This is a genomic window from Sphingomonas sp. S-NIH.Pt3_0716 (assembly GCF_003950715.1).
GTDB lineage: Bacteria > Pseudomonadota > Alphaproteobacteria > Sphingomonadales > Sphingomonadaceae > Sphingobium > Sphingobium yanoikuyae_A.
Genome location: NZ_QLJK01000009.1, coordinates 73,847 through 93,830, shown reverse-complemented (window position 1 = coordinate 93,830; position 19,984 = coordinate 73,847). Strand labels below are relative to the sequence as shown.

Below are 19,984 nucleotides of genomic sequence, written 5' to 3'. Positions count from 1 at the left end.
TAAAGCAAGGGATAGAGTTGTGGATAACTTTGCAGCCCCATTTCGTCCCCAGAAAGCGGAATCTTATCCACAGCCTCTCAACAGGGCCGGAATCTTATCCACAGCCTGTGGGTAATGGGGATGATTCAGATGACTCGCCGCGGAATCGCGTGACTCCAGGAGTCAAGCTGTTGGCAAAAGCGGGGACAGCGCATAAACCCCCGAACCAACAGCCCAACAACCTCAACATTCCTTTTTAAATATCTTTATAAAGTAGAGAGTTCATGACGGGTCCCGACGCTCACGCCGGCGCAGTCAGCGCCAAGCCGCTCCTTTCCGTATTGCGCGGCGCGGTGCCGCCCGTCCCGCCGATGTGGCTCATGCGCCAGGCCGGCCGCTATCTGCCGGAATATCGCGCACTCCGGGCCGACAAGGGCGGCTTCCTCGAACTGGTCTATGACAGCGCCGCCGCGGCAGAGGTCACGCTCCAGCCGCTGCGCCGCTTCGGCTTCGACGGCGCCATCCTCTTTTCCGACATATTGATCGTCCCCTATGCGATGGGACAGGATCTCTGGTTCGAGGCCGGCGAAGGCCCGCGTCTCGCCCCGATCCTGGCGGAGACCGACCTGTCGGCGCTGACACCCGATTTCAGCCGCTATGAGGCTGTGTATGAAACGGTGCGGCAGGTGAAGGCTGCGCTGGACCCGTCGGTGACCTTCCTGGGCTTTGCAGGCAGTCCCTGGACGATCGCCACCTATATGGTCGCGGGACAGGGCAGCAAGGACCAGGGCGCCGCGCGTCGCATGGCTTATCAACAGCCCGATCGCTTCGCCGCGCTGATCGACGCCATCGTCGACGCAACCGTCATCTATCTCTCCGGCCAGATTAAGGCGGGCGTGGAAGCGGTGCAATTGTTCGACAGCTGGGCCGGCAGCCTCGCCCCGCTCCAGTTCGAACGCTGGGTGATAGAGCCCAATGCCGCGATCGTCCGCAAATTGAAGGCGCTCCATCCCGACATTCCGGTGATCGGCTTTCCCAAGGGGGCCGGCGCGAAACTGCCGGCCTATGCGATCGGCACCGGCGTCGATGCGGTGGGTGTGGATGAAACCGTCGACCCGCATTGGGCCAACCAGGCGCTGCCCGCCGGCCTTCCGGTGCAGGGCAATCTCGATCCGCTGGCGCTGATTGCCGGCGGTCAGGCGGTGGAACAGGCTGTGGATAACTTGCGCGCCGCCTTTGCCGGCCGGCCCCATATCTTCAACCTGGGCCATGGCATATTGCCCGATACGCCGATCGCCCATGTCGAGGCGCTGATTGCCTATGTGCGCGGAACGGAGACACGCTGATGCCCTATCTCGGCGCCGCCTATCTGTGGGTGAAGGCCGCCCATGTCATCTTCGTCATCTTCCTGATGGCGGGGCTGTTCATGATGCCGCGTTTCTTCGTCTATCATCAGGAAACCGTGCCGGGCTCGGCGGAGGACCAGCGCTGGATCGAGCGTGAGACGCGCCTGCTCAAGATCATCCTCAACCCGTCGCTGATCCTTACCTGGGTCTTCGGCCTGATGCTGATGGTGGAAATCGGCGCCTGGCATTTCGGCTGGTTCCACCTGAAGCTGCTCTTCGTCCTCGCGCTGTCGGGCTATCATGGCTGGATCGCCAGCTATGCGAAGAAGCTCGCACGCGGTCAGCGCAGCCTTGCCGACAAGCAGTTGCGCATGCTGAACGAAGTGCCCGGCATCGCCGCGGCGGTGATCGTCATCATGGTGATCGTCCGCCCCTTCTGATGGTCGTAGCGTAAAGCGTCCGAAAAGATCGGGCACTTTACTTGGCCTCTGGCGCAAGTCTTCGGACTATGCTTTGCCTCCGCCGGTCCGCATCCTGCGGACTTTCTGTGGGGGTATCATGATTCGTCTGTTTTTCTGCGCGGCCGCGTTGGCCGCGCCGATGGCGGCTGCGCAGCAGCCTGCCGTCACCATCGCGCCTGCCGTCGATGGCAATGTCCTGCGTGCCGGTGCCAAGGTGCCCGTTCGCACGCTGGTCGAACTCACCACCAAGAAGAAGGCGGTGAAGGTCGGCGATCGCGTCAATATCGAGACCGCCGAAGCCGTGATGGTCGGCAATAATGTGGTGATCCCTGCCGGCACGCCCGGCATCGCGGAAATCACCAGCGTCCGGAACAAGGGCATGTGGGGCAAGTCCGGCTTCATCGAGGGCCGCGTGCTCTACGTCCGGCTGGGGGGCCGGCAGGTGCGCTTGACCGGCACCTTCAATGACAAGGGCGTGACCGGCACTGCCGGCGTCGTCGGTGCGATCGCGCTGATCCCGGTGGCCGGCTTCTTCACCACCGGCACCAGCGCCAACATCCCGTCGGGCTCGATCATCCCCGCTTTCCTCGACGAGGATCTGGCCTTCTCGGTCGACAGCGTGGCGGCGACGCCCGCGCCGATCGCCGCGACCCCGGCTGCGGTAGAAGCCGGCGCCGCTCCGGCCGCTGGCGCGCTCTGATCGACAGGGGGGATCGGGGCCTTTGCCCCGGTCCCTCGGGCTGCTGTCCTACGCGGCCATGACCATGCTATAGCTGGGGTGTCGCCGATCGGGTGACAAGCGAATAGGATCGCCCCCGCGCAACATAATGTCAAAATGTGCGGGAAATGTGCGAAGTTAAGCGGAGGCGCCCATGAATGACCCGCGCATCTGGTTCGGCCCCAAGCGTATCGGCTGGGGCTATGGTCCCCGCACCTGGGAGGGCTGGGCGGTGGTCGGCCTGTTCGTCCTCGGCTGTGTCCTGCTCAAGCGTCTGAGCTGAGGTAAGGCCGGGCCTTTAGACCAGATCGACCGCGATATTGTCTATCAGCCGGGTCTTGCCCAGCTTCGCAGCGCCCAGCAGCCGTGCCGGACGGTCGAGCGTCGCGATCGGCTCCAGGCTGTCTGCGTCGCACAGGGTCACATAGTCGATCGGGTCGAAACCATGGGTCGCCAGCGTGGCGATTGCCCTGGCCAGTGCCGCCTCGACCGGTTCGCCCTTCTCGATCTGCCGCTTCGCCTCACCCAGAGCGCGCGGCAGCGCCAGCGCATCCTTGCGCTCCTGTTCGCTGAGATAGGCGTTGCGTGACGACAGCGCCAGGCCATCCTCGGCCCGCTGGGTCGGCATGCCGATGATCTCGATGTCCAGATTGGTGTCGGCAACCATCCGGCGGATCACGGCGAGCTGCTGATAATCCTTCTCGCCAAAGATCGCGACATCGGGCGCGACCTGGTTGAACAGCTTGGTGACGACGGTGGCGACACCATCGAAATGGCCCGGCCGCGCCGCGCCATCCAGCCCTTCGCTTACCCCCGACACCCGGATATTGGTGGCATAGCCGGCCGGATACATGACCTCGACGCTCGGCGCCCACAGGATATCGACGCCGGCGGCCTGCAACAGCTGCGCATCCTTCGCCTCGCGCCGGGGATAGGCGTCCAGATCCTCGTTCGGGCCGAACTGGCGCGGATTGACGAAGATCGACACCACGACGTGCCGGCCATGGCGGCGCGCTTCCTCGACCAGCGCCATATGCCCGTCATGCAGCGCCCCCATGGTGGGCACCAGCGCCAGCCTCTTTCCGTCGGACTTCAGCGCGGCAACGGCAGCACGCAGGGCGGGAAGGTCACGGAGAATTTGCACGGGACGAGGGGCTCCGATAAGGGCAGGGACACAGGGGCGTCCTGCTAGGCTTCGCGCCACGGGACCGTCAAGAATCTAGAGCGACAAACACGGGGTTATCAAGGTCCGATGGCGAACGCGCAAACGCACCTCATCGTCTTCGCCAATGAAAAGGGCGGAACCGGCAAGTCGACGACCGCCGTCCACACGGCGATCGCGCTGACCGCGCTCGGCCACCGCGTTGGCCTGATCGATCTCGACCCGCGCCAGCGCACCGTCACCCGCTATATGGAAAACCGCGCCGAAACCGCGCGTCGTCGCGGCATCGATCTGTCGGCGCCCGACTTTGCGGTGTTTCAGGGCGACAATGTCGCCGCGCTCGACGAACAGGCGGCGGCGGTTGCGGAGGGCAAGGATTTCCTGATCGTCGACACGCCCGGCCGCGACGATGATTTCGCCCGGCACATGGCGGCCCGCGCCAACACGCTGGTCACGCCGATGAACGACAGCTTCGTCGATTTCGACCTGATCGGCCAGGTCGATGCCGAAACCTTCCGGGTGCGTCGCCTGTCCTTCTATTCCGAACTCATCTTCGAAGCGCGCAAGTCGCGGGCCAAGGCCGATGGCGTGTCGATCGACTGGGTGGTGCTGCGCAATCGCGTCCAGCATCATGACGCCCGCAACAAGAAGCGCGTCGGCGATGCGCTGATGGAATTGTCGCGCCGGGTCGGCTTCCGCGTCATTCCCGGACTGTCGGAACGCGTCATCTTCCGCGAACTCTTCCCCTCGGGCCTGACCCTGCTCGACAAGGGACATCTCGGCGATCTGGGTATCAGTCACATCGCCGCACGCCAGGAACTGCGCGAGATGGTGGCCGGATTGGCCTTGCCGACCGGCGATCATGCCGCGTCCGTGGACATGCTCGGCGCCGCCTGATGGGGCTGATCGCGCTGGTGCTGATCGGCCTGGCGGGCTGGCTCATCTGGACCGGGAGATTGCAGCGCATGTCGACCAAGGATGGCATGGCATTGGGGGCGGCGCTGGTCGGCGCGGTGCTGGCGGCCAAGGGCAAGCCGGCGCTCGGTGCGCCAATCCTGCTGGGCGCGGCTCTCTTTTTCGCGTCGCAGGGCAAGGCGAAGAAGGGCGCTAACCGCGCCAGGCGCAAGGCTGCGCCGCCGGTGCAGACTGACAGGGCCGACGTGGAGGGCGCCCGCGCCCTGCTCGGCCTGTCGGCGGATGCCCGCGCAACCGACATCCGTGCCGCACATCGCCGCCTGATCGCTTCGGTCCATCCCGACAAGGGTGGAACCGAAGCGCTGGCTGCCCAGATCAATGCCGCGCGCGACCTGTTGCTGGCTGACCTTGCCGAGCGGGATCGTCCGTCCGCCGGCTGATTGCCCCAGAAAGGACTATATGGCCCATCGCTTCTATCCGACCCTGCTGCGCGAATATGATATGCGCGGCGTTGTTGGCCCGATGCTCGGGGAAGCGGACGGCTATGCGCTGGGACGCAGCTTCGCGACCTGGGTGCGGCGCGTCGGCGGATCAGCGGTCGCGGTCGGCTATGACGGGCGGCTGAGTTCGCCCATGCTGGAGGGCGCCCTGGTCCGCGGCCTCACCGACAGCGGCGTCGATGTGCTGCGCGTTGGCCTCGGTCCCACGCCCATGCTCTATTATGCCGAGGCCGAACTGGACGTGGCGGGCGCCATCCAGGTGACAGGCAGCCATAATCCCGCAGATCAGAATGGTTTCAAGCTGGTCCTGGATCATGCGCCCTTTCATGGCGAGGCGATCCAGCAGCTCGGCGCGATGGCGGCGGCCGGCGACTGGCTGGCGGGCGAAGGCCGGGTGCGCGATGTCGATATCATGCCGGCCTATGTCGAACGTCTGGTGCGCGATTTTGACGGCGCCGCCTGGCGGATCGGCTGGGACGCGGGAAATGGCGCCGCAGGACCGGTCGTGGAGAAGCTGGTGCAACTCCTGCCGGGTGAGCATCATCTGCTCTTCACCGATGTAGACGGCAATTTTCCCAACCATCATCCTGATCCTACCGAAGAAGCGAATCTGGCCGATCTTCGTTCCCTTGCCCTCTCCAGGAAGCTCGATTTCGGCGTGGCTTTCGATGGCGATGGTGACCGGATCGGCGTGGTCGATGGCCTGGGCCGGATCATCTGGGGCGACCAGCTGCTAGGCCTGTTCGCGCAGGTCGTGCTGAAGGATCGTCCCGGCGCCCCGATCGTCGCGGATGTGAAGGCCAGCCAGGCCCTGTTCGACGAGATTGCGCGGCTGGGCGGTGAGCCGGTGCTGTGGAAGACCGGGCACAGCCATATCAAGTCCAAAATGAAGCAGATTGGCAGTCCGTTGGGTGGCGAGATGACCGGCCACATCATGTTTGCCGATGATTTTTACGGTTTTGACGACGGACTCTATGCCGCCGTTCGCCTGATCCGCGCCGCGGCCCGGTTGCGCCGCACCGTCACCGACCTGCGCGGTGACATGGCCGAAATGGTCAACACGCCGGAAATCCGCATCGCCGTGCCGGAAGACCGCAAGTTCGCGATCATCGAAGACCTGCGCGACCGCTTGGTTGCATCCGGCGCAATCGTGGAATCGATCGATGGCGCCCGCGTCCGCACCATCGATGGCTGGTGGCTGCTGCGCGCGTCCAACACCCAGAATGCACTGACCGCGCGGGCAGAGGCGTCGGATGCCGCAGGATTGGCGCGTCTGCTGGCCGAAATCGAATCCCATTTGCGTGATTCGGGCGTCGATCAGCGATTGCAAGCGGCGAAATAGCCTGTCGCAGCGCGCAAAATTGATATCGCTATCATTATTTCATGCGGAATTTCCCTTAGGGAAACATGGATTTATGACACCGGTTGCATGAAACGCAATCGCGCCATCATGTTTCGCATTTGCGACGAACGCCGCCTGGCCGCAAAAGGAACTCGCCTTTCAGGCATCCTCTCCTAAAACTTCATAGCCGTCCCTCGGGGCGGCTTTTTTTTTGACCTGTGACGTTGGCGCAACAGGGCGGCACTTGCCGTAGCGTCCAGCCGGCCGAAATCCGGGCAATTGAGCGAAAAATCGCGGAAATCCGTCATTGGCGCCTGTAGAAATCGTCGGGATAGCTGTTATGCGCATGGTTCCATAAGTCGCATGAGGCGTTTAAGCGCCCGCACCAAATGGCCAAATGAGTTTTTAGCAGAGGAAACGCCATGTCCCTTCGCCGTCGCATTCTTCCCACCATCCTGCTGACCGGCGCGATTGTCGCACCGATGCCGGCGCTGGCCGGTGGCTTCTATCTTCAGGAACAGTCGCCGGTGGAAACCGGCCGCGCCATGGCTGGCGGCGCCGCTGCAGGTGACGATCCCTCGACCATCTATTTCAACCCTGCCGCCATGACCCAGCTGTCGGGCGTCCAGGTTTCGGCCGGCGTCAACGCCCTGATGGCTTCCGCCCACCAGACCAACCGTGGCAGCTATCGCTCGGTCCCCGGTTCGACCGCCCGCGTGCCGGTGACCGGCAATGACGGCGGCCAGCCGTTCGAAAGCGTCATCCCGGTCCCCAATTTCTACGCCTCGGCGCAGGTCACCGACCGGCTGTGGCTGGGCCTCGGCGTCAATGCGCCCTTCGGCCTGAAGCTGGAATATGATGACGGTTTCTTCGGTCGCTATGACTCGATCTACACCGACCTCAAGACCTACAACATCCAGCCTTCGGCCGCGTTCAAGCTGAACGACAATTTCTCGATCGGCGGTGGCGTCGACGTGCAATATGTGAAGGCGAACCTGACCAACGCGCTGCCGCAGGTGTCGCCGCTGGTCACCACCGACGGCTTCACCAAGCTGAAGGGCGACGACTGGACCGTCGGCTGGAACGCCGGCCTGTTCTACACCAACGGCACCACCAATGTCGGCGTCCACTATCGGTCGGGCATCAACCACAAGCTCAAGGGCACCCAGACCATTTCCGGCCTGGTGACGCCGCTCAGCGCCGCCAATGGCGAGTTCGATGCCTCGGCACCGCTGGACCTGCCCGATATCGTCACCGTGTCCTTCATGCACAAGCTGACGCCGAACCTGCGCGCGATGATCACCGGCAAATGGTATGGCTGGTCCAGCTTCAAGGGGATCGAGGTCACCTCGGCCACCGGCACCACCAACAAGGAACTGGATTACAAGGACAGCTACAGCGTCAGCCTGGGCGGCGAATATGATTTCAGCCCCGCCTTCACGCTGCGCGCCGGCACCATGTTCGACCGTTCGCCGACCAATCCGCAGCATCTGACCACCCGCGTGCCCGATGGCGACCGCGTGTGGCTGACGGGCGGCGCGACCTGGAATATCTCGCCGGCCTTCGCGCTGAACGTTGCCTACGCCCATACCTGGGTGGAAAAGGCGAACATCATTCGCCCGGACAGCTATTTCCCGTCGCCGGCCACCGTCACCGCCACGACCCTGGCACAGACCAGCGGCAATGCGGACCAGGTTGCCGCATCGCTGACCGCGCGCTTCTAAAACGCCGCGTTAATGCTTATAGGGGGCTCCAGAGATCTGGAGCCCCTTTTCATGTCCGAACATAATCCCGGCCTGCGCCCCTGGCGCGACATCGCCCGACGGCAGTCGCGGCAGATCATGGTCGGCAACGTCCCCGTGGGCGGCGGTGCGCCGGTCACGGTGCAGACCATGACCAACACGCTGACCCATGACGTCAAGGCGACGATCGACCAGATCCGTCGCTGCGAGGATGCCGGCGTCGACATCATCCGCGTGTCCTGCCCCGACGAGGAATCGACCGCGGCGCTCAAACAGATCGTCCGCGCCGCGCGCGTGCCGATCGTCGCCGACATCCATTTCCACTATAAGCGCGCGCTGGAAGCCGCCGATGCCGGTGCTGCCTGCCTGCGCATCAATCCCGGCAATATCGGTTCGGCCGCGCGGGTGAAGGAAGTGGTGGCCGCTGCCAAGGCCAATAATTGCTCGATCCGCATCGGCGTCAATGCCGGCAGCCTGGAACGCGACCTGCTCGAAAAATATGGCGAGCCTTGCCCGGAAGCGCTGGTCGAAAGCGCGCTCGACCATATCAAGCTGCTGCAGGACCAGGATTTCCACGAATATAAGGTCGCCGTGAAGGCGAGCGACGTGTTCCTGGCGGTCGCGGCCTATATGCAGCTGGCCGATGCGGTCGATTGCCCGCTGCATCTGGGCATCACCGAAGCCGGCGGCCTGATCGGCGGCACGGTCAAGAGCGCGATCGGCATCGGTAACCTGCTCTGGGCTGGCATTGGCGACACGATCCGCGTTTCGCTTTCGGCCGAACCGGAAGAGGAAGTGCGGGTCGGCTATGAGATGCTCAAGACGCTCGGCATCCGCACCCGCGGCGTCAAGGTCATCTCCTGCCCCAGCTGCGCGCGGCAGGGCTTCGACGTGATCCGCACCGTCCAGGCGCTGGAGGAACGGCTGCAGCATATCAACACGCCGCTCTCGCTCTCGGTGCTGGGCTGCGTCGTCAACGGTCCGGGTGAAGCGCGCGAGACCGATATCGGCCTGACCGGCGGCGGCAATGGCAAGCATATGGTCTATCTGTCGGGCGTTACCGATCACACGATCCAGGATGCCGACATGGTCGACCATATCGTCAGGCTGGTCGAGGCCAAGGCGGCCGAGATCGAGGCGGCGGCGAGCGACGCGGGACAGGTCCAGGCGGCGGAATGACGGACAGCGCCGACCGGTCCGCCATCGCCCATGGCGCAAGCGCCACGGGTGCGCAGGCGGTCGGCACGTCCGCTATTGGGACATTGGTCCTGGGCGCAATCGCATTGGGGGCAATAGCGGTTGGCGCCCTGGCCATCGGTCGACTGCGCATCGGCAAGGCGCGGATCACCCGGCTTCATATCGACGAATTGCATATCGGCAGGATCGTCGGCCCCGGTCGCGACTGATCCCTTCACCCGTCGATGGATCTTCCGCTTTCCTCTCCCCGCAGCCCATCCGTGCTGCTGCCCTTCCTCATCTGCTGCCTTGGCGTCGCGCTTTTTTCGGTGATGGATGCGGCGATGAAGGGGCTCAGCCTCTCGATCGGCCTTTATAACGCGCTGCTCTGGCGCGCGATCACCGGCAGCCTGCTCGGGCTGGTCCTGATGCTCGCCACCCGCCAGCGCTGGCCAAACCGCTCCGTGCTGCGCCTGCATCTGCTGCGTGGCGTTGTCGTGGCGCTGATGGCCAGCTTCTTCTTCTGGGCGATCATGCGCCTGCCACTGGCCGAAGCCATCGCCCTCTCCTTCATCGCACCGCTGATCGCGCTCTATCTTGCGGCCTTAATGCTCAAGGAACGGATCGGGCGGCAGGCGATCGGCGCCTCGCTGCTCGGCCTGGTCGGGGTGGGCGTGATCCTGTCGGGGCGGATGCGCGGTGACTATGATGGCGATGCGCTGATGGGGGCGGGCGCGGTGCTGCTCTCGGCGATGCTGTTCGCCTGGAACCTGATCCTCCAGCGCCAGCAGGCCCAGCTTGCCTCGCCGATCGAGGTCGCCTTCTTCCAGCATCTGGTCATGCTGGGCGTGTTTGCGATCGGCGCGCCGGCCTGGGCGATCGTGCCGACCGGAGCGGCGGTGCCGCTGGTGCTGCTGGCTGCCATCCTGGCCTTCACCTCTCTCGCCGCGCTCGCCTGGGCCTATGCGCGTGCGGAGGCCCAGCGGCTGATCCCGGTCGAATATACCGCCTTTGTCTGGGCCGCGATCTTCGGCTGGCTGGCCTTTGGCGAGCAACTGACGCTCACCACCCTTGCCGGTGCCTTGTTGATCGTCGCCGGCTGCCTTATCGCCGCGCGCACGAAACGGGCGGATATCGCCCATGTGGAAGCGGGAGCGGCATGAGCAAGGTCATCATCAGGGACGCGCAATCAACGGATATCGATGCAATCGCGAATTTCATCCTGGCGCTCGCCGACTATGAGAAGCTGGCCCATGAAGTGAAGGCGGACCGCGAGACGCTGGCTCGCTATCTGTTCGGTCCCCGACCGATGGCGGAGGTGCTGATCGCCGAGCATGATGGCGCGCCGATCGGCTTTGCCCTCTTCTTCCACAATTTCTCGACCTTCGAGGGGCGTCCGGGCCTCTATCTGGAGGATCTGTTCGTCCTGCCCGAAGCGCGGGGATTAGGCGCCGGCAAGGCGCTGCTCGCCCGTCTCGCCCGATTGGCGATCGTGCGCGACTGCGCCCGGCTCGAATGGTCGGTGCTCGACTGGAACGCGCCGGCCATAGCCTTCTACCGGGCGATCGGCGCCCGGCCGATGGACGAATGGACCGTGCAGCGCGTAGATGGCGACGCGCTCAGCGCCCTCGCATCGCATCCTGCAGGCTGACGCCCAGCAGCACGATCGCAAAGCTGCTCAGGGCAATCACGACAAAGGCGGGATAGAAAGAGGCGAACATGGCGACATCTCCTTTCGCCGCCCATTTTGCGCCTGCGCCCCAGGCCCGCGACATACGCAATGTTGCGGATGGGGCGGGACGAGCCGAGGGGCCGCAGGCTTGACGAGGACTCCTGGCTCGGCGCATTGTGCCGGAACGGAACATTTGGGGGACATTTGACCATGGCTGTCAGCCGCGGAGCCAAGCGCGCGCCGGAATGGCGCGAAATGCTCAAGCGCAGCATCGTGCGCAGCGGCGCGCTGATCGGGGCGATCTCGCTGTTTCTGGCGACCCTGTTCCTGGCGCTGGCGCTGCTGAGCTATCAGCCCAGCGACCCGTCGATGAACACGGTGGCGGGCGATCATGTCGCCAATATCATGCGCGCGCCCGGCGCCATGGTGGCCGACATGCTGCTGCTGCTGTTCGGCGTGCCGATCGCGCTGCTGCTGCCGCTGATGGGGATCACCGCCCGTCGCCTGTGGGGCGATCATGAGATGATCGGGTGGAAGGCGCAGTTCGGCAAATGCCTGGTCGGCATCATCCTGATCGGCATCGCGCTGGCCCTGTTCCAGCCCGATCCGCTGGTCGGCCTGCCCTCCGGCTGGGGCGGCATGATCGGCCTTGTCACCGCCAAGGGGGTGATGAGCCTGACCGCCCAGGCGCCGGCCGCGCAGGGCTGGATCATCGGCATATTGGTGGTCGTGGCCATGCTGGCAGGCCTCTTCGTCTGGTATCGCAGCCTGGCGCTGGAAAAGCCGATCTTCACCATCCGCCGCCCGACCCTGCCCCGGCTCAGCCTGCCGCGCCCCTCGCTCGCCTTTGCGGGACAGGGAGGAGCGGTCGATCTGGACGAGGATGATGACGGCCCGGTCGAACGGGTGATCGCGCCGCGCAAGCAGGTGTCGAACGAGCCCAAGCCGCCGATTACCATCCAGGCGCCCAAGCCCGCCCCGGTGCAGCGCTCGACCGCGCCGGTGTCGCAGGATGATCTGTTCGGCCACAGCTCGCTGCCGTCGGCCGACCTGCTCAACCCCATCCCCGCCAATCAGGGCCAGAAGATCGACAAGGCGGCGCTGGAACGCAACGCCCGCCTGCTGGAGAGCGTTCTCGACGACTTCCATGTGAAGGGCAATATCGTCGAGGTTCGCCCCGGTCCCGTCGTCACCATGTATGAGCTGGAGCCGGCACCGGGCATCAAGGCGAGCCGCGTGATCGCGCTGGCCGACGATATCGCCCGCAACATGTCGGCGCTGTCGGCGCGCGTCGCGACCATTCCCGGCCGCACCGTCATCGGCATCGAACTGCCCAACACCAATCGTGAGGGCGTGTCCTTCCGCGAACTCATCACCAGCGAGCAGTTCGGTGCGGAAGCGACCCTGCCGATCATCCTGGGCAAGAATATCTCGGGCGAGCCGATCATCGCCGATCTGGCGCCGATGCCGCATCTGCTGATCGCGGGTACCACCGGCTCGGGTAAGTCGGTCGGCCTCAACGCCATGATCCTGTCGCTGCTCTACCGCATGACGCCGGACCAGCTGCGCCTGATCATGATCGATCCCAAGATGCTGGAACTGTCGACCTATGACGACATCCCGCATTTGCTCGCCCCGGTCGTGACCGAACCGAGCAAGGCGATCCGCGCGCTCAAATGGGCGGTGGAGCAGATGGAGGATCGCTATCGCATGATGGCGTCGATCTCGGTCCGCAACCTCGCCAACTACAACGAGAAGGTTCGCGCCGCCAAGGCCAAGGGCAAGCCGCTCGGCCGCCGCGTCCAGACCGGCTATGATCCCGAAAGCGGCAAGCCGATCTATGAGGAGGAGCAGCTGGATTTCCAGCCGCTGCCGCAGATCGTGGTGGTGGTCGACGAGCTGGCCGACCTCATGATGACGGCGGGCAAGGAAGTCGAATTCCTGATCCAGCGTCTGGCGCAGAAGGCGCGTGCTGCCGGCATCCACCTGATCCTCGCGACCCAGCGGCCTTCGGTCGACGTCATCACCGGCGTCATCAAGGCGAACCTGCCGACCCGCATCAGCTTCTTCGTGACCAGCAAGATCGACAGCCGCACCATCCTGGGCGAACAGGGTGCCGAACAGCTGCTGGGCAAGGGCGACATGCTCTACATGCATGGCGGCAAGGGCCTGATGCGCGTCCATGGTCCCTTCGTTTCGGACGATGAAGTGCGCGTGGTCGCCGACCATTGGCGGGCGCAGGGATCGCCCGATTATATCCAGGCGGTCACGGAAGAGCCGGAAGAAGGCAGCTTCGCGCTCGACGGCGTGGACCTGGGCGATGACAGCCCGGACGCGCAGCTGTTTCGCAAGGCGTGCCAGCTGGTGTTCGAGAATCAGAAGGCCTCGACCAGCTGGCTGCAGCGCCAGCTGCGAGTCGGCTACAACAGCGCCGCACGCCTGATCGAACGGATGGAGGAAGAAGGGCTGGTCGGTCCGCCCAACCATGTCGGCCGCCGTGAAGTGCTGCGTGACGAGAATGGCAATCCGCTCTGACGCTACGAAATGCCTGTTTTCCTTGAGCGATTGCGTTCCGTGCAACCATGCTTGCTGCCTTCGCATTTGTCGTGACAAGGGCTTTGGGACATTAGGAACAGGCCTTTCAGGCATCCTCTCCTAAAAACTTTTCAGGCTGATCTTCGGATCAGCCTTTTTTTTGTCCGCGAATCGGTCTAGGCAGGCGTCGCTGCTGCCGCGCCGATAAACATAATTGGAGCGGTGCCGCCGGTAAGACCGGCATGGCGAGGCGGGAGCACGGGGGATCGAGCCAGCCATTTCACGGCCGCTCTCCCCCGTCTGGTCTTTCCGATCGATCCTTTCCCTTCGATGGAACAGCAAGGTTCACAGCGGGTTCAAGCCCCACCTCCTATGCCCCCTTTTCCGAACAACCCGGAGATGATTGCATGAAGCGCATCCTCGCGCCTGTCGCCCTGTCCCTCGCCACCGCGCTGGTTGCGGTGCCGGCGGGCTATGCCCTTGCCCAGCAGGCGGCACCGTCCGACCTCAATCAGGTCAATGCCTATATCCGCGCCGTCACCACCCTGACCGCCGATTTCAGCCAGACCGACCGCAATGGTCAGGTGCTGACCGGCAAGCTGACCCTGAAACAGCCGGGCAAGATCCGCTTCCAATATGAAAAGGGTGTGCCGCTGCTGATCGTGGGTGATGGCAAGGCGCTGACCCTAATCGACTATGAAGTGCGCCAGGTGCAGCGCTGGCCGATCGGCAATTCGCCGCTGGCCGCGCTGATCGACCCGACCAAGGATCTGTCGAAATTCGGCACCGTCGTGCCCACCGGCGACCCGACGGTGCTGAGCGTGCAGGCAAAGGATCCCAAGCGGCCCGAGTTCGGCACCATCACCATGATCTTCAAGCGCAAGCCCGCGTCACCGGCCGGGCTGGAGCTTTATGGCTGGGTCGCGCTCGACGCGCAGAATAATCGCACGGCGGTGCGCCTGTCGAACCAGCAATATGGCGTGCCGGTTGCCGATTCCGCCTTCCGCTGGACTGATCCGCGTCCGCGCGGCCGTCCGAACGGCTAGGGCGGGCCACAGGAACGATGGGCTGAAAACTTTCTGCCATCGTTCATCTGCCGCTCATATCGGATCGCCTAGATAGAGATCACGGCGAGAGACGCAGACCGGGATTTCCCCCCTGTTACCCGGCACACCGCTCCCGTCGCAAAGCGCTTCAAGGGCGCGATCGAGACCCCCGTTCCACGCCCCCGGAGCGGGGGTCTTACTTTGTCCGGCGCTTGCGCGCGGGCGCGCGGCACCCTAGGTGCTTTTCATGGCCGATACCCTTTCGATTGCATCCTGGAACATCAACAGCGTCCGCGCCCGGATCGACATCGTCGAACGCTTCCTGACCGAAGAAGCGCCCGACATTCTCTGCCTGCAGGAAACCAAGGTGGTGAACGAGATTTTCCCCACCGACATGTTCAGGCGCCTGGGATATGTCCATCAGGTGCTGAACGGCCAGCGCATGCATCATGGCGTTGCGATCATGAGCAAGGTGCCGATCCATGAGGATGACCGGTTCGACTGGCAGGCCAATGGCGAAGCGCGCCATGTCGGCATCCGCCTCGACAATGGTGTGCGGATCGAGAATGTCTATGTCCCTGCCGGCGGCGATGTCGCCGACCGCACGGTCAATCCGAAATTCGGCCAGAAGCTCGACTTCATTGAGCGGATGATCGAGTGGTCCGGCGCGCTCGACAACAAGCCGACCATCCTGACCGGCGACTTCAACATCGCGCCTTTGGAATGTGACGTCTGGAGCCACAAGCAACTGCTCGACGTGGTCAGCCATACGCCGGTCGAATGCGCGCTGCTGGGCCGGTTGCAGGCGTCGAACGACTGGGTCGATATTGGCCGCCATTTCCACCCTGCCCCGGCGCGTCTCTACACCTGGTGGAGCTATCGCGCGAAGGATTGGGCGGCGTCGGATCGCGGCCGTCGCCTCGACCATATGTGGATGACCAGGGATGTCGCCGACAAGGCGGTCGCCCACCGTGTCGTCGAACCCGCGCGCAGCTGGGAAAAGCCGTCCGACCATATCCCGATCATCACCGAGTTCGCCTTCTGATGAACGGGCGGGATGCTGCCCGCGCCATCGATGCGCTGCGTCGCGGCTGGGCGATCCGCCTGACCGCGCCCGACGGCGCGATCCGGCTGATGGCGATCGAGGGCGCGGATGCGGTGACGCTGGCCGATTTCGATCCGCAGGGGCAGGCCGATATCCTGATTTCCGCCGCCCGCGCCGAGACGCTGAAGCTCGCCAACCAGCTGGCGGCGGCCGATCCCGACCTGCCGGTGCTGATCGAGCGGGCACCGTGGATCGACGCGGATGTCGCGACCTCGATTTCCGATCCGGTGCTGGACCTCGCCTCGCCGCTCAAGGGGCCGTTCCGTGCGCGCGCGCTGCCGGCGCCACAGGCGGCCAAGGCCGCGCTGCGCCTGGCCCGGTTGGCCGGTATCCTGCCCGCCTATTTCCTCACCGAAGGCGACGGCCCGGTCGAGGCGGAGGTCAGCGCCGATGATGTCGCCGATTATGACGATGCCATCCACCTCGCCATCGCCACCCGCGCCCGCCTGCCGGTATCGGCGAGCGAGAGCGCGGAGATCATCGCCTTTCGCAGCCCCGACGAGCCGCGCGAGCATGTCGCGCTGGTGGTCGGCAAGCGCGATGCATCGCCCCCGGTCATCCGCATCCACAGCGAATGCCTGACCGGCGACGTGTTCGGCAGCCTGAAATGCGATTGCGGCCCGCAATTGCAGCAGGCGCTGCACCAGATCGCCGACGCCCAATGGGGTGTGCTGCTCTATCTGCGGCAGGAAGGGCGGGGCATCGGCCTCGTCAACAAACTGCGCGCCTATGCGTTGCAGGATCAGGGCTTCGATACGGTCGACGCCAATGTGCGGCTGGGCTTCGCGATCGACGCGCGCGACTTCTCGGTCGCGGCGCGGATGCTCGATCTGCTGGGCATTGGCGGGGTCCGCCTGCTCACCAACAATCCGCAGAAGGTTGCCGGGCTGCAGGCAGCGGGGATCGAGGTGGTCGAGCGGCTGCCGATCATCCTGCCCGCCAACCCGCATAATGAACGCTATCTCGCCACCAAGCGCGACCGGACCGGCCACCAGCTATGAGCGTCATCCATGTCGATGCCGCCGCCGGGCGGCTGCGCTTCGGCGATCTCGACATGGCCTGCACCATCGGCCGCAGCGGCGCCTGTGCGGCCGCCGACAAGCGCGAAGGCGATGGTTGCACGCCGCTCGGAAGCTGGCCGATCCGCGCTGTGCTGCTGCGCTCCGGCAAGGTCTCCGCCACCGGCATCGCCCTGCCCTGGCGCTGGACCCATGCCGGCGATGGCTGGTCGGATGATCCGGCTGATCCCGCTTATAACCGTCCCGTGCGCCTGCCCCGGCCCTTCTCGACCGAAAGCCTGCAGCGCAGCGACGACGCCTATGACGTGATCGTCATCCTGGGCCATAATGATGCGCCGCCGGTGCCGGGCATGGGCAGCGCCATCTTTTTCCATCTGTCCGAAGGGCGCCCGACCGCCGGCTGCGTTGCGGTCGATCGCGACGACATGCTGCGCCTGTTACCGTTGCTGTCACCCGGCGACGTCATGACCATTGCCTGAGAATTTAGGCGCCTGAGTAGCGATCAGGCGCGCTCCAGTGCCTCGCCCACTTCGCCGCCGGCCGCCTCCAGCAGCCGCCGCTCCAGCGTCTGCAACCGCGCCTTGCTCTCGATCTTCCCGCCCAAGAGGTCGGTGACATAGAAGGTATCGACCGCGCGCTCGCCATAGGTGGCGACATGGGCGCTGTGGACCGTCACCTTCGACTGGAACAGGGCATTGGCCAGGCTAAACAGCAGCGCCGGCCGATCGCGGGCATTCACCTCTATCACGGTGAAGCGGTTCGACGCCTTGTTGTCGATAAGCACATTGGGCTCGATGCGGAAGGCTTCGGCGCGGGTGCGGGGCAGCGGGCGCGCTTCCAGCTTGGTGATCATGCGGTGGCGGTTGGACAGGGAATCCTCGATCGCCGCCTTGATCCGCGCCAGCTGCTCGGGACTGTGGAAGGCGCCGCCCAGCGGATCCTGCACCAGGAAATTGTCGATCGCGACGCCATCGCGCGTCGTATGGATGCGCGCGTCGATGATGTTGCCGCCAGCCAGATGGATGGCGCCGGCAATGCGGTAGAACAGGCCCGGATGGTCGGTCGCATAGACGGTGACCAAAGTCGCACCACGTTGTGGATAATATTGCGCGGCGATCGACAGCGAGGAGTCGCCCGCTTCCAATATATGCCGGGCATTATGGACCAGGATATCGTCCGGTTCGGCGATCCAGTAGCTTTCGGGCATGCGGCCGCTGAATGCGGCGAAGGTCGCCTCATCCATGCCCAGCGCCTCGCGCAGCGCCTCCTGCTTGGCGGCAACGCGTTCGCTGCGGCCCTTCTGCTTGTGGCCCAGGCGCAGCACTTCCTCGGCGGCATCATAGAGGTCGCCCAGCAACTGCCGCTTCCAGCTGTTCCAGACGCCCGGCCCCACCGCGCGGATATCGACCACGGTCAGGCACAGCAGCAGGCGCAGTCGCTCGGGGCTCTGCACCACCTCCACGAAATCGAGGATCGTCTTGTAGTCGGCCAGGTCGCGCTTGAAGGCGGTGGCCGACATCAGCAGGTGGTAACGCACCAGCCAGGCGACGGTCTCGGTCTCGGCGGCGGTCAGGCCCAGGCGCGGGCAGAGATGTTCTGCCACTTCCGCGCCCAATATGCTGTGGTCGCCGCCGCGCCCCTTGGCGATGTCATGCAGCAGCACCGCGACATAGAGCACCCGGCGCGACAATATCTTGCCCATCAGCTCGGTCGCCAGCGGATGGTCGGTGGCCAGTTCGCCCTTCTCGATCCGGGCCAGCAGGCCGACGGCGCGGATGGTATGCTCGTCCACCGTATAATGATGGTACATGTCGAACTGCATCTGCGCCACGACGCGGCGGAAATCGGGGATGAACCGGCCGAACACGGTGGACTCGTTCATCCAGCGCAGCACCGTTTCCGGGTCGCGCGGGCTGGTCAGCACATCCATGAAGGCGGCGTTGGCGCGTGCGTCCTTGCGCACCTTGGCGGTGATCAGGCCGGCATCGCGGCTGGCCGCGCGCATCGCGCTCGGATGAATCTGCAGCCCATGCCTGTCGGCCACGGCGAAAATCTCGACCAGGCGAACCGGATCGGCCTGGAAGAAATCGTCGCTCGGCAGCGCCAGCCGCCCGCGATCCAGCACGAAACCATCCAGCTTCTTGGGCCGGCGAAAGATGGACGGAATATAGCGGCGTCCGCGCTCGGCCAGCTGGTCGTCCAGATGCGCCAGGAACACCGCGGTCAGGTCGCCGACCGCCTTTGCATTGAGGAAATAATAGCGCATGAAGCGCTCGACCCCGGATCGTCCGGCCCGCGCGGTGAAGTGCATGCGCGTCGCGGTTTCCAGCTGCAGGTCGAAGGTCAGCCGGTCCTCGGCCCGACCGGTGATCATGTGCAGGTGACACCGCACCGCCCACAGGAAATCCTCGGCCTTCTGGAACTGGCGCAGCTCGCTCTGCGTCAACAGGCCGACATCGACCAGTTCGGCGACCGATTTCACCCGGTTCACATATTTGCCGATCCAGAACAGCGTGTGCAGGTCGCGCAGGCCGCCCTTGCCTTCCTTGACATTGGGCTCGACGACATAGCGGCTGTCGCCCATGCGGCGGTGGCGCTCGTCGCGTTCCTCCAGCTTCTCGGTGACGAAGGTGCGGGCGGTGCCCTGCATGATCTCGCTGTCGAAGCGGACGGCCACTTCCTCGTAAAGCGCCCGGTCGCCCCACACATAGCGTGCTTCCAGCAGGGCGGTGCGCACGGTGAGGTCGGCCTTGGCCATCCGCATCGTCTCGTCGATCGAACGGCTGGAGTGGCCGACCTTGAGCCCCAGATCCCACAGCGAATAGAGCATGGATTCGATGATCTGCTCGGTCCAGCCGGTCGGCTTCCAGGGGGTGATGAAGCCGATGTCGACATCGCTGTGCGGCGCCATCTCGCCCCGGCCATAGCCGCCCACCGCGATCAGCACGATCCGCTCGCCGGTGCTGCGGTTGCCGGCGGGATAAAGATGATGGGTGGTCGCGTCGTAGAGCAGCCGCAAGATCTGGTCGATCAGGAAGGCGAAGGCGGTGACCGCCTCGCGCCCGCGCGTCGGTTTTGCCTCCAGCCGGCGCGCGACATCCTCACGGCCATGCTCCAGAGCGGCCTTGAGTTCCTTGACGATCAGCCCGCGCAGCTTGATCGGATCGCCCCGGTGCTCCTGCGCCAGGGCGTTGATGCTGTCGGAAATCGCGCGCCGGTCAATGATCGCGCGGCGCGACCCCAGGCTGGGGAACTGCATGACCATG

Annotated in this window: 19 protein-coding genes; 17 read left to right on the top strand and 2 right to left on the bottom strand. The window is 64.8% G+C overall.

Annotation, left to right across the window (positions count from 1 at the left end; genetic code table 11):
- The first annotated feature begins 263 nt into the window (after positions 1 to 263).
- From hemE to BRX37_RS27260, 4 genes are all read left to right on the top strand, one after another.
- A complete protein-coding gene (gene hemE / locus BRX37_RS09450) occupies positions 264 to 1,325 on the top strand; it encodes a uroporphyrinogen decarboxylase (RefSeq protein WP_125986539.1) in 1,062 nt (353 codons plus the stop codon).
- Complete coding sequence (locus tag BRX37_RS09445) at positions 1,325 to 1,765, top strand: CopD family protein (protein WP_010335790.1); 441 nt, start codon at positions 1,325 to 1,327, stop codon at positions 1,763 to 1,765. The genes hemE and BRX37_RS09445 overlap by 1 nt, the downstream gene beginning before the upstream one ends.
- Positions 1,766 to 1,883: 118 nt before the next feature.
- On the top strand, positions 1,884 to 2,486 hold the full coding sequence (locus tag BRX37_RS09440) for a hypothetical protein (protein WP_125986537.1): 603 nt from the start codon (positions 1,884 to 1,886) through the stop codon (positions 2,484 to 2,486).
- A 172-nt stretch (positions 2,487 to 2,658) separates the two neighbouring features.
- Complete coding sequence (locus BRX37_RS27260) at positions 2,659 to 2,787, top strand: hypothetical protein (protein ID WP_268746425.1); 129 nt, start codon at positions 2,659 to 2,661, stop codon at positions 2,785 to 2,787.
- A 15-nt stretch (positions 2,788 to 2,802) separates the two neighbouring features.
- On the opposite strand, the gene panC is transcribed toward BRX37_RS27260, so the two are convergent.
- Complete coding sequence (panC, locus tag BRX37_RS09435) at positions 2,803 to 3,648, bottom strand: pantoate--beta-alanine ligase (RefSeq protein WP_125986535.1); 846 nt, start codon at positions 3,646 to 3,648, stop codon at positions 2,803 to 2,805.
- Positions 3,649 to 3,756: 108 nt separating this feature from the next.
- On the opposite strand from panC, the gene BRX37_RS09430 reads away from it, so the two are divergent.
- The 13 genes from BRX37_RS09430 to BRX37_RS09370 all read left to right on the top strand — a co-directional run bounded on the left by BRX37_RS09430 (position 3,757) and on the right by BRX37_RS09370 (position 17,197).
- Complete coding sequence (locus tag BRX37_RS09430; protein ID WP_125986533.1) at positions 3,757 to 4,563, top strand: division plane positioning ATPase MipZ; 807 nt, start codon at positions 3,757 to 3,759, stop codon at positions 4,561 to 4,563.
- Positions 4,563 to 5,021 carry a J domain-containing protein gene (locus BRX37_RS09425; protein WP_004209210.1) on the top strand — a complete coding sequence of 153 codons (459 nt, stop codon included), beginning with the start codon at positions 4,563 to 4,565 and terminating at the stop codon, positions 5,019 to 5,021. Before BRX37_RS09430 ends, BRX37_RS09425 begins: the two co-directional genes overlap by 1 nt.
- Positions 5,022 to 5,040: 19 nt before the next feature.
- Entirely contained in the window at positions 5,041 to 6,423 is a 1,383-nt protein-coding gene (gene pgmG, locus BRX37_RS09420) for a phosphoglucomutase/phosphomannomutase PgmG (RefSeq protein WP_125986531.1), read from the top strand.
- 422 nt (positions 6,424 to 6,845) lie between these two features.
- Positions 6,846 to 8,147 carry an OmpP1/FadL family transporter gene (locus BRX37_RS09415; protein ID WP_004209213.1) on the top strand — a complete coding sequence of 434 codons (1,302 nt, stop codon included), beginning with the start codon at positions 6,846 to 6,848 and terminating at the stop codon, positions 8,145 to 8,147.
- 51 nt (positions 8,148 to 8,198) lie between these two features.
- A complete protein-coding gene (gene ispG / locus BRX37_RS09410) occupies positions 8,199 to 9,344 on the top strand; it encodes a flavodoxin-dependent (E)-4-hydroxy-3-methylbut-2-enyl-diphosphate synthase (protein ID WP_125986529.1) in 1,146 nt (381 codons plus the stop codon).
- Positions 9,341 to 9,571, top strand: coding sequence for a hypothetical protein (locus BRX37_RS09405; protein WP_125986527.1), 231 nt, complete (start codon positions 9,341 to 9,343; stop codon positions 9,569 to 9,571). Before ispG ends, BRX37_RS09405 begins: the two co-directional genes overlap by 4 nt.
- A gap of 15 nt (positions 9,572 to 9,586) precedes the next feature.
- A complete protein-coding gene (locus BRX37_RS09400) occupies positions 9,587 to 10,504 on the top strand; it encodes a DMT family transporter (RefSeq protein WP_164522440.1) in 918 nt (305 codons plus the stop codon).
- Complete coding sequence (locus BRX37_RS09395; protein WP_125986523.1) at positions 10,501 to 10,992, top strand: GNAT family N-acetyltransferase; 492 nt, start codon at positions 10,501 to 10,503, stop codon at positions 10,990 to 10,992. Before BRX37_RS09400 ends, BRX37_RS09395 begins: the two co-directional genes overlap by 4 nt.
- A 231-nt stretch (positions 10,993 to 11,223) precedes the next feature.
- Positions 11,224 to 13,548: an FtsK/SpoIIIE family DNA translocase gene (locus BRX37_RS09390; protein WP_037519264.1), complete on the top strand. Its 2,325-nt coding sequence runs from the start codon at positions 11,224 to 11,226 to the stop codon at positions 13,546 to 13,548.
- 407 nt (positions 13,549 to 13,955) lie between these two features.
- Positions 13,956 to 14,594: a LolA family protein gene (locus BRX37_RS09385; RefSeq protein ID WP_004209221.1), complete on the top strand. Its 639-nt coding sequence runs from the start codon at positions 13,956 to 13,958 to the stop codon at positions 14,592 to 14,594.
- 247 nt (positions 14,595 to 14,841) lie between these two features.
- On the top strand, positions 14,842 to 15,639 hold the full coding sequence (xth, locus tag BRX37_RS09380; RefSeq protein ID WP_037519266.1) for an exodeoxyribonuclease III: 798 nt from the start codon (positions 14,842 to 14,844) through the stop codon (positions 15,637 to 15,639).
- Positions 15,639 to 16,700: a GTP cyclohydrolase II gene (gene ribA, locus BRX37_RS09375; protein WP_125986521.1), complete on the top strand. Its 1,062-nt coding sequence runs from the start codon at positions 15,639 to 15,641 to the stop codon at positions 16,698 to 16,700. The genes xth and ribA overlap by 1 nt, the downstream gene beginning before the upstream one ends.
- Entirely contained in the window at positions 16,697 to 17,197 is a 501-nt protein-coding gene (locus BRX37_RS09370; protein WP_017499420.1) for a L,D-transpeptidase family protein, read from the top strand. The genes ribA and BRX37_RS09370 overlap by 4 nt, the downstream gene beginning before the upstream one ends.
- A 23-nt stretch (positions 17,198 to 17,220) precedes the next feature.
- On the opposite strand, the gene BRX37_RS09365 is transcribed toward BRX37_RS09370, so the two are convergent.
- Positions 17,221 to 19,983 (bottom strand): [protein-PII] uridylyltransferase, encoded by a 2,763-nt coding sequence (locus BRX37_RS09365; protein ID WP_017499419.1) that lies wholly within the window; start codon positions 19,981 to 19,983, stop codon positions 17,221 to 17,223.
- Position 19,984 lies beyond the last annotated feature (1 nt).

Coding starts and splice junctions, on each gene's coding strand:
- hemE (WP_125986539.1), top strand. CDS start 264: ATGACGGGTCCCGACGCTCACGCCGGCGCAGTCAGCGCCAAGCCGCTC.
- BRX37_RS09445 (WP_010335790.1), top strand. CDS start 1,325: ATGCCCTATCTCGGCGCCGCCTATCTGTGGGTGAAGGCCGCCCATGTC.
- BRX37_RS09440 (WP_125986537.1), top strand. CDS start 1,884: ATGATTCGTCTGTTTTTCTGCGCGGCCGCGTTGGCCGCGCCGATGGCG.
- BRX37_RS27260 (WP_268746425.1), top strand. CDS start 2,659: ATGAATGACCCGCGCATCTGGTTCGGCCCCAAGCGTATCGGCTGGGGC.
- BRX37_RS09430 (WP_125986533.1), top strand. CDS start 3,757: ATGGCGAACGCGCAAACGCACCTCATCGTCTTCGCCAATGAAAAGGGC.
- BRX37_RS09425 (WP_004209210.1), top strand. CDS start 4,563: ATGGGGCTGATCGCGCTGGTGCTGATCGGCCTGGCGGGCTGGCTCATC.
- pgmG (WP_125986531.1), top strand. CDS start 5,041: ATGGCCCATCGCTTCTATCCGACCCTGCTGCGCGAATATGATATGCGC.
- BRX37_RS09415 (WP_004209213.1), top strand. CDS start 6,846: ATGTCCCTTCGCCGTCGCATTCTTCCCACCATCCTGCTGACCGGCGCG.
- ispG (WP_125986529.1), top strand. CDS start 8,199: ATGTCCGAACATAATCCCGGCCTGCGCCCCTGGCGCGACATCGCCCGA.
- BRX37_RS09405 (WP_125986527.1), top strand. CDS start 9,341: ATGACGGACAGCGCCGACCGGTCCGCCATCGCCCATGGCGCAAGCGCC.
- BRX37_RS09400 (WP_164522440.1), top strand. CDS start 9,587: ATGGATCTTCCGCTTTCCTCTCCCCGCAGCCCATCCGTGCTGCTGCCC.
- BRX37_RS09395 (WP_125986523.1), top strand. CDS start 10,501: ATGAGCAAGGTCATCATCAGGGACGCGCAATCAACGGATATCGATGCA.
- BRX37_RS09390 (WP_037519264.1), top strand. CDS start 11,224: ATGGCTGTCAGCCGCGGAGCCAAGCGCGCGCCGGAATGGCGCGAAATG.
- BRX37_RS09385 (WP_004209221.1), top strand. CDS start 13,956: ATGAAGCGCATCCTCGCGCCTGTCGCCCTGTCCCTCGCCACCGCGCTG.
- xth (WP_037519266.1), top strand. CDS start 14,842: ATGGCCGATACCCTTTCGATTGCATCCTGGAACATCAACAGCGTCCGC.
- ribA (WP_125986521.1), top strand. CDS start 15,639: ATGAACGGGCGGGATGCTGCCCGCGCCATCGATGCGCTGCGTCGCGGC.
- BRX37_RS09370 (WP_017499420.1), top strand. CDS start 16,697: ATGAGCGTCATCCATGTCGATGCCGCCGCCGGGCGGCTGCGCTTCGGC.
- BRX37_RS09365 (WP_017499419.1), bottom strand. CDS start 19,983: ATGGTCATGCAGTTCCCCAGCCTGGGGTCGCGCCGCGCGATCATTGAC.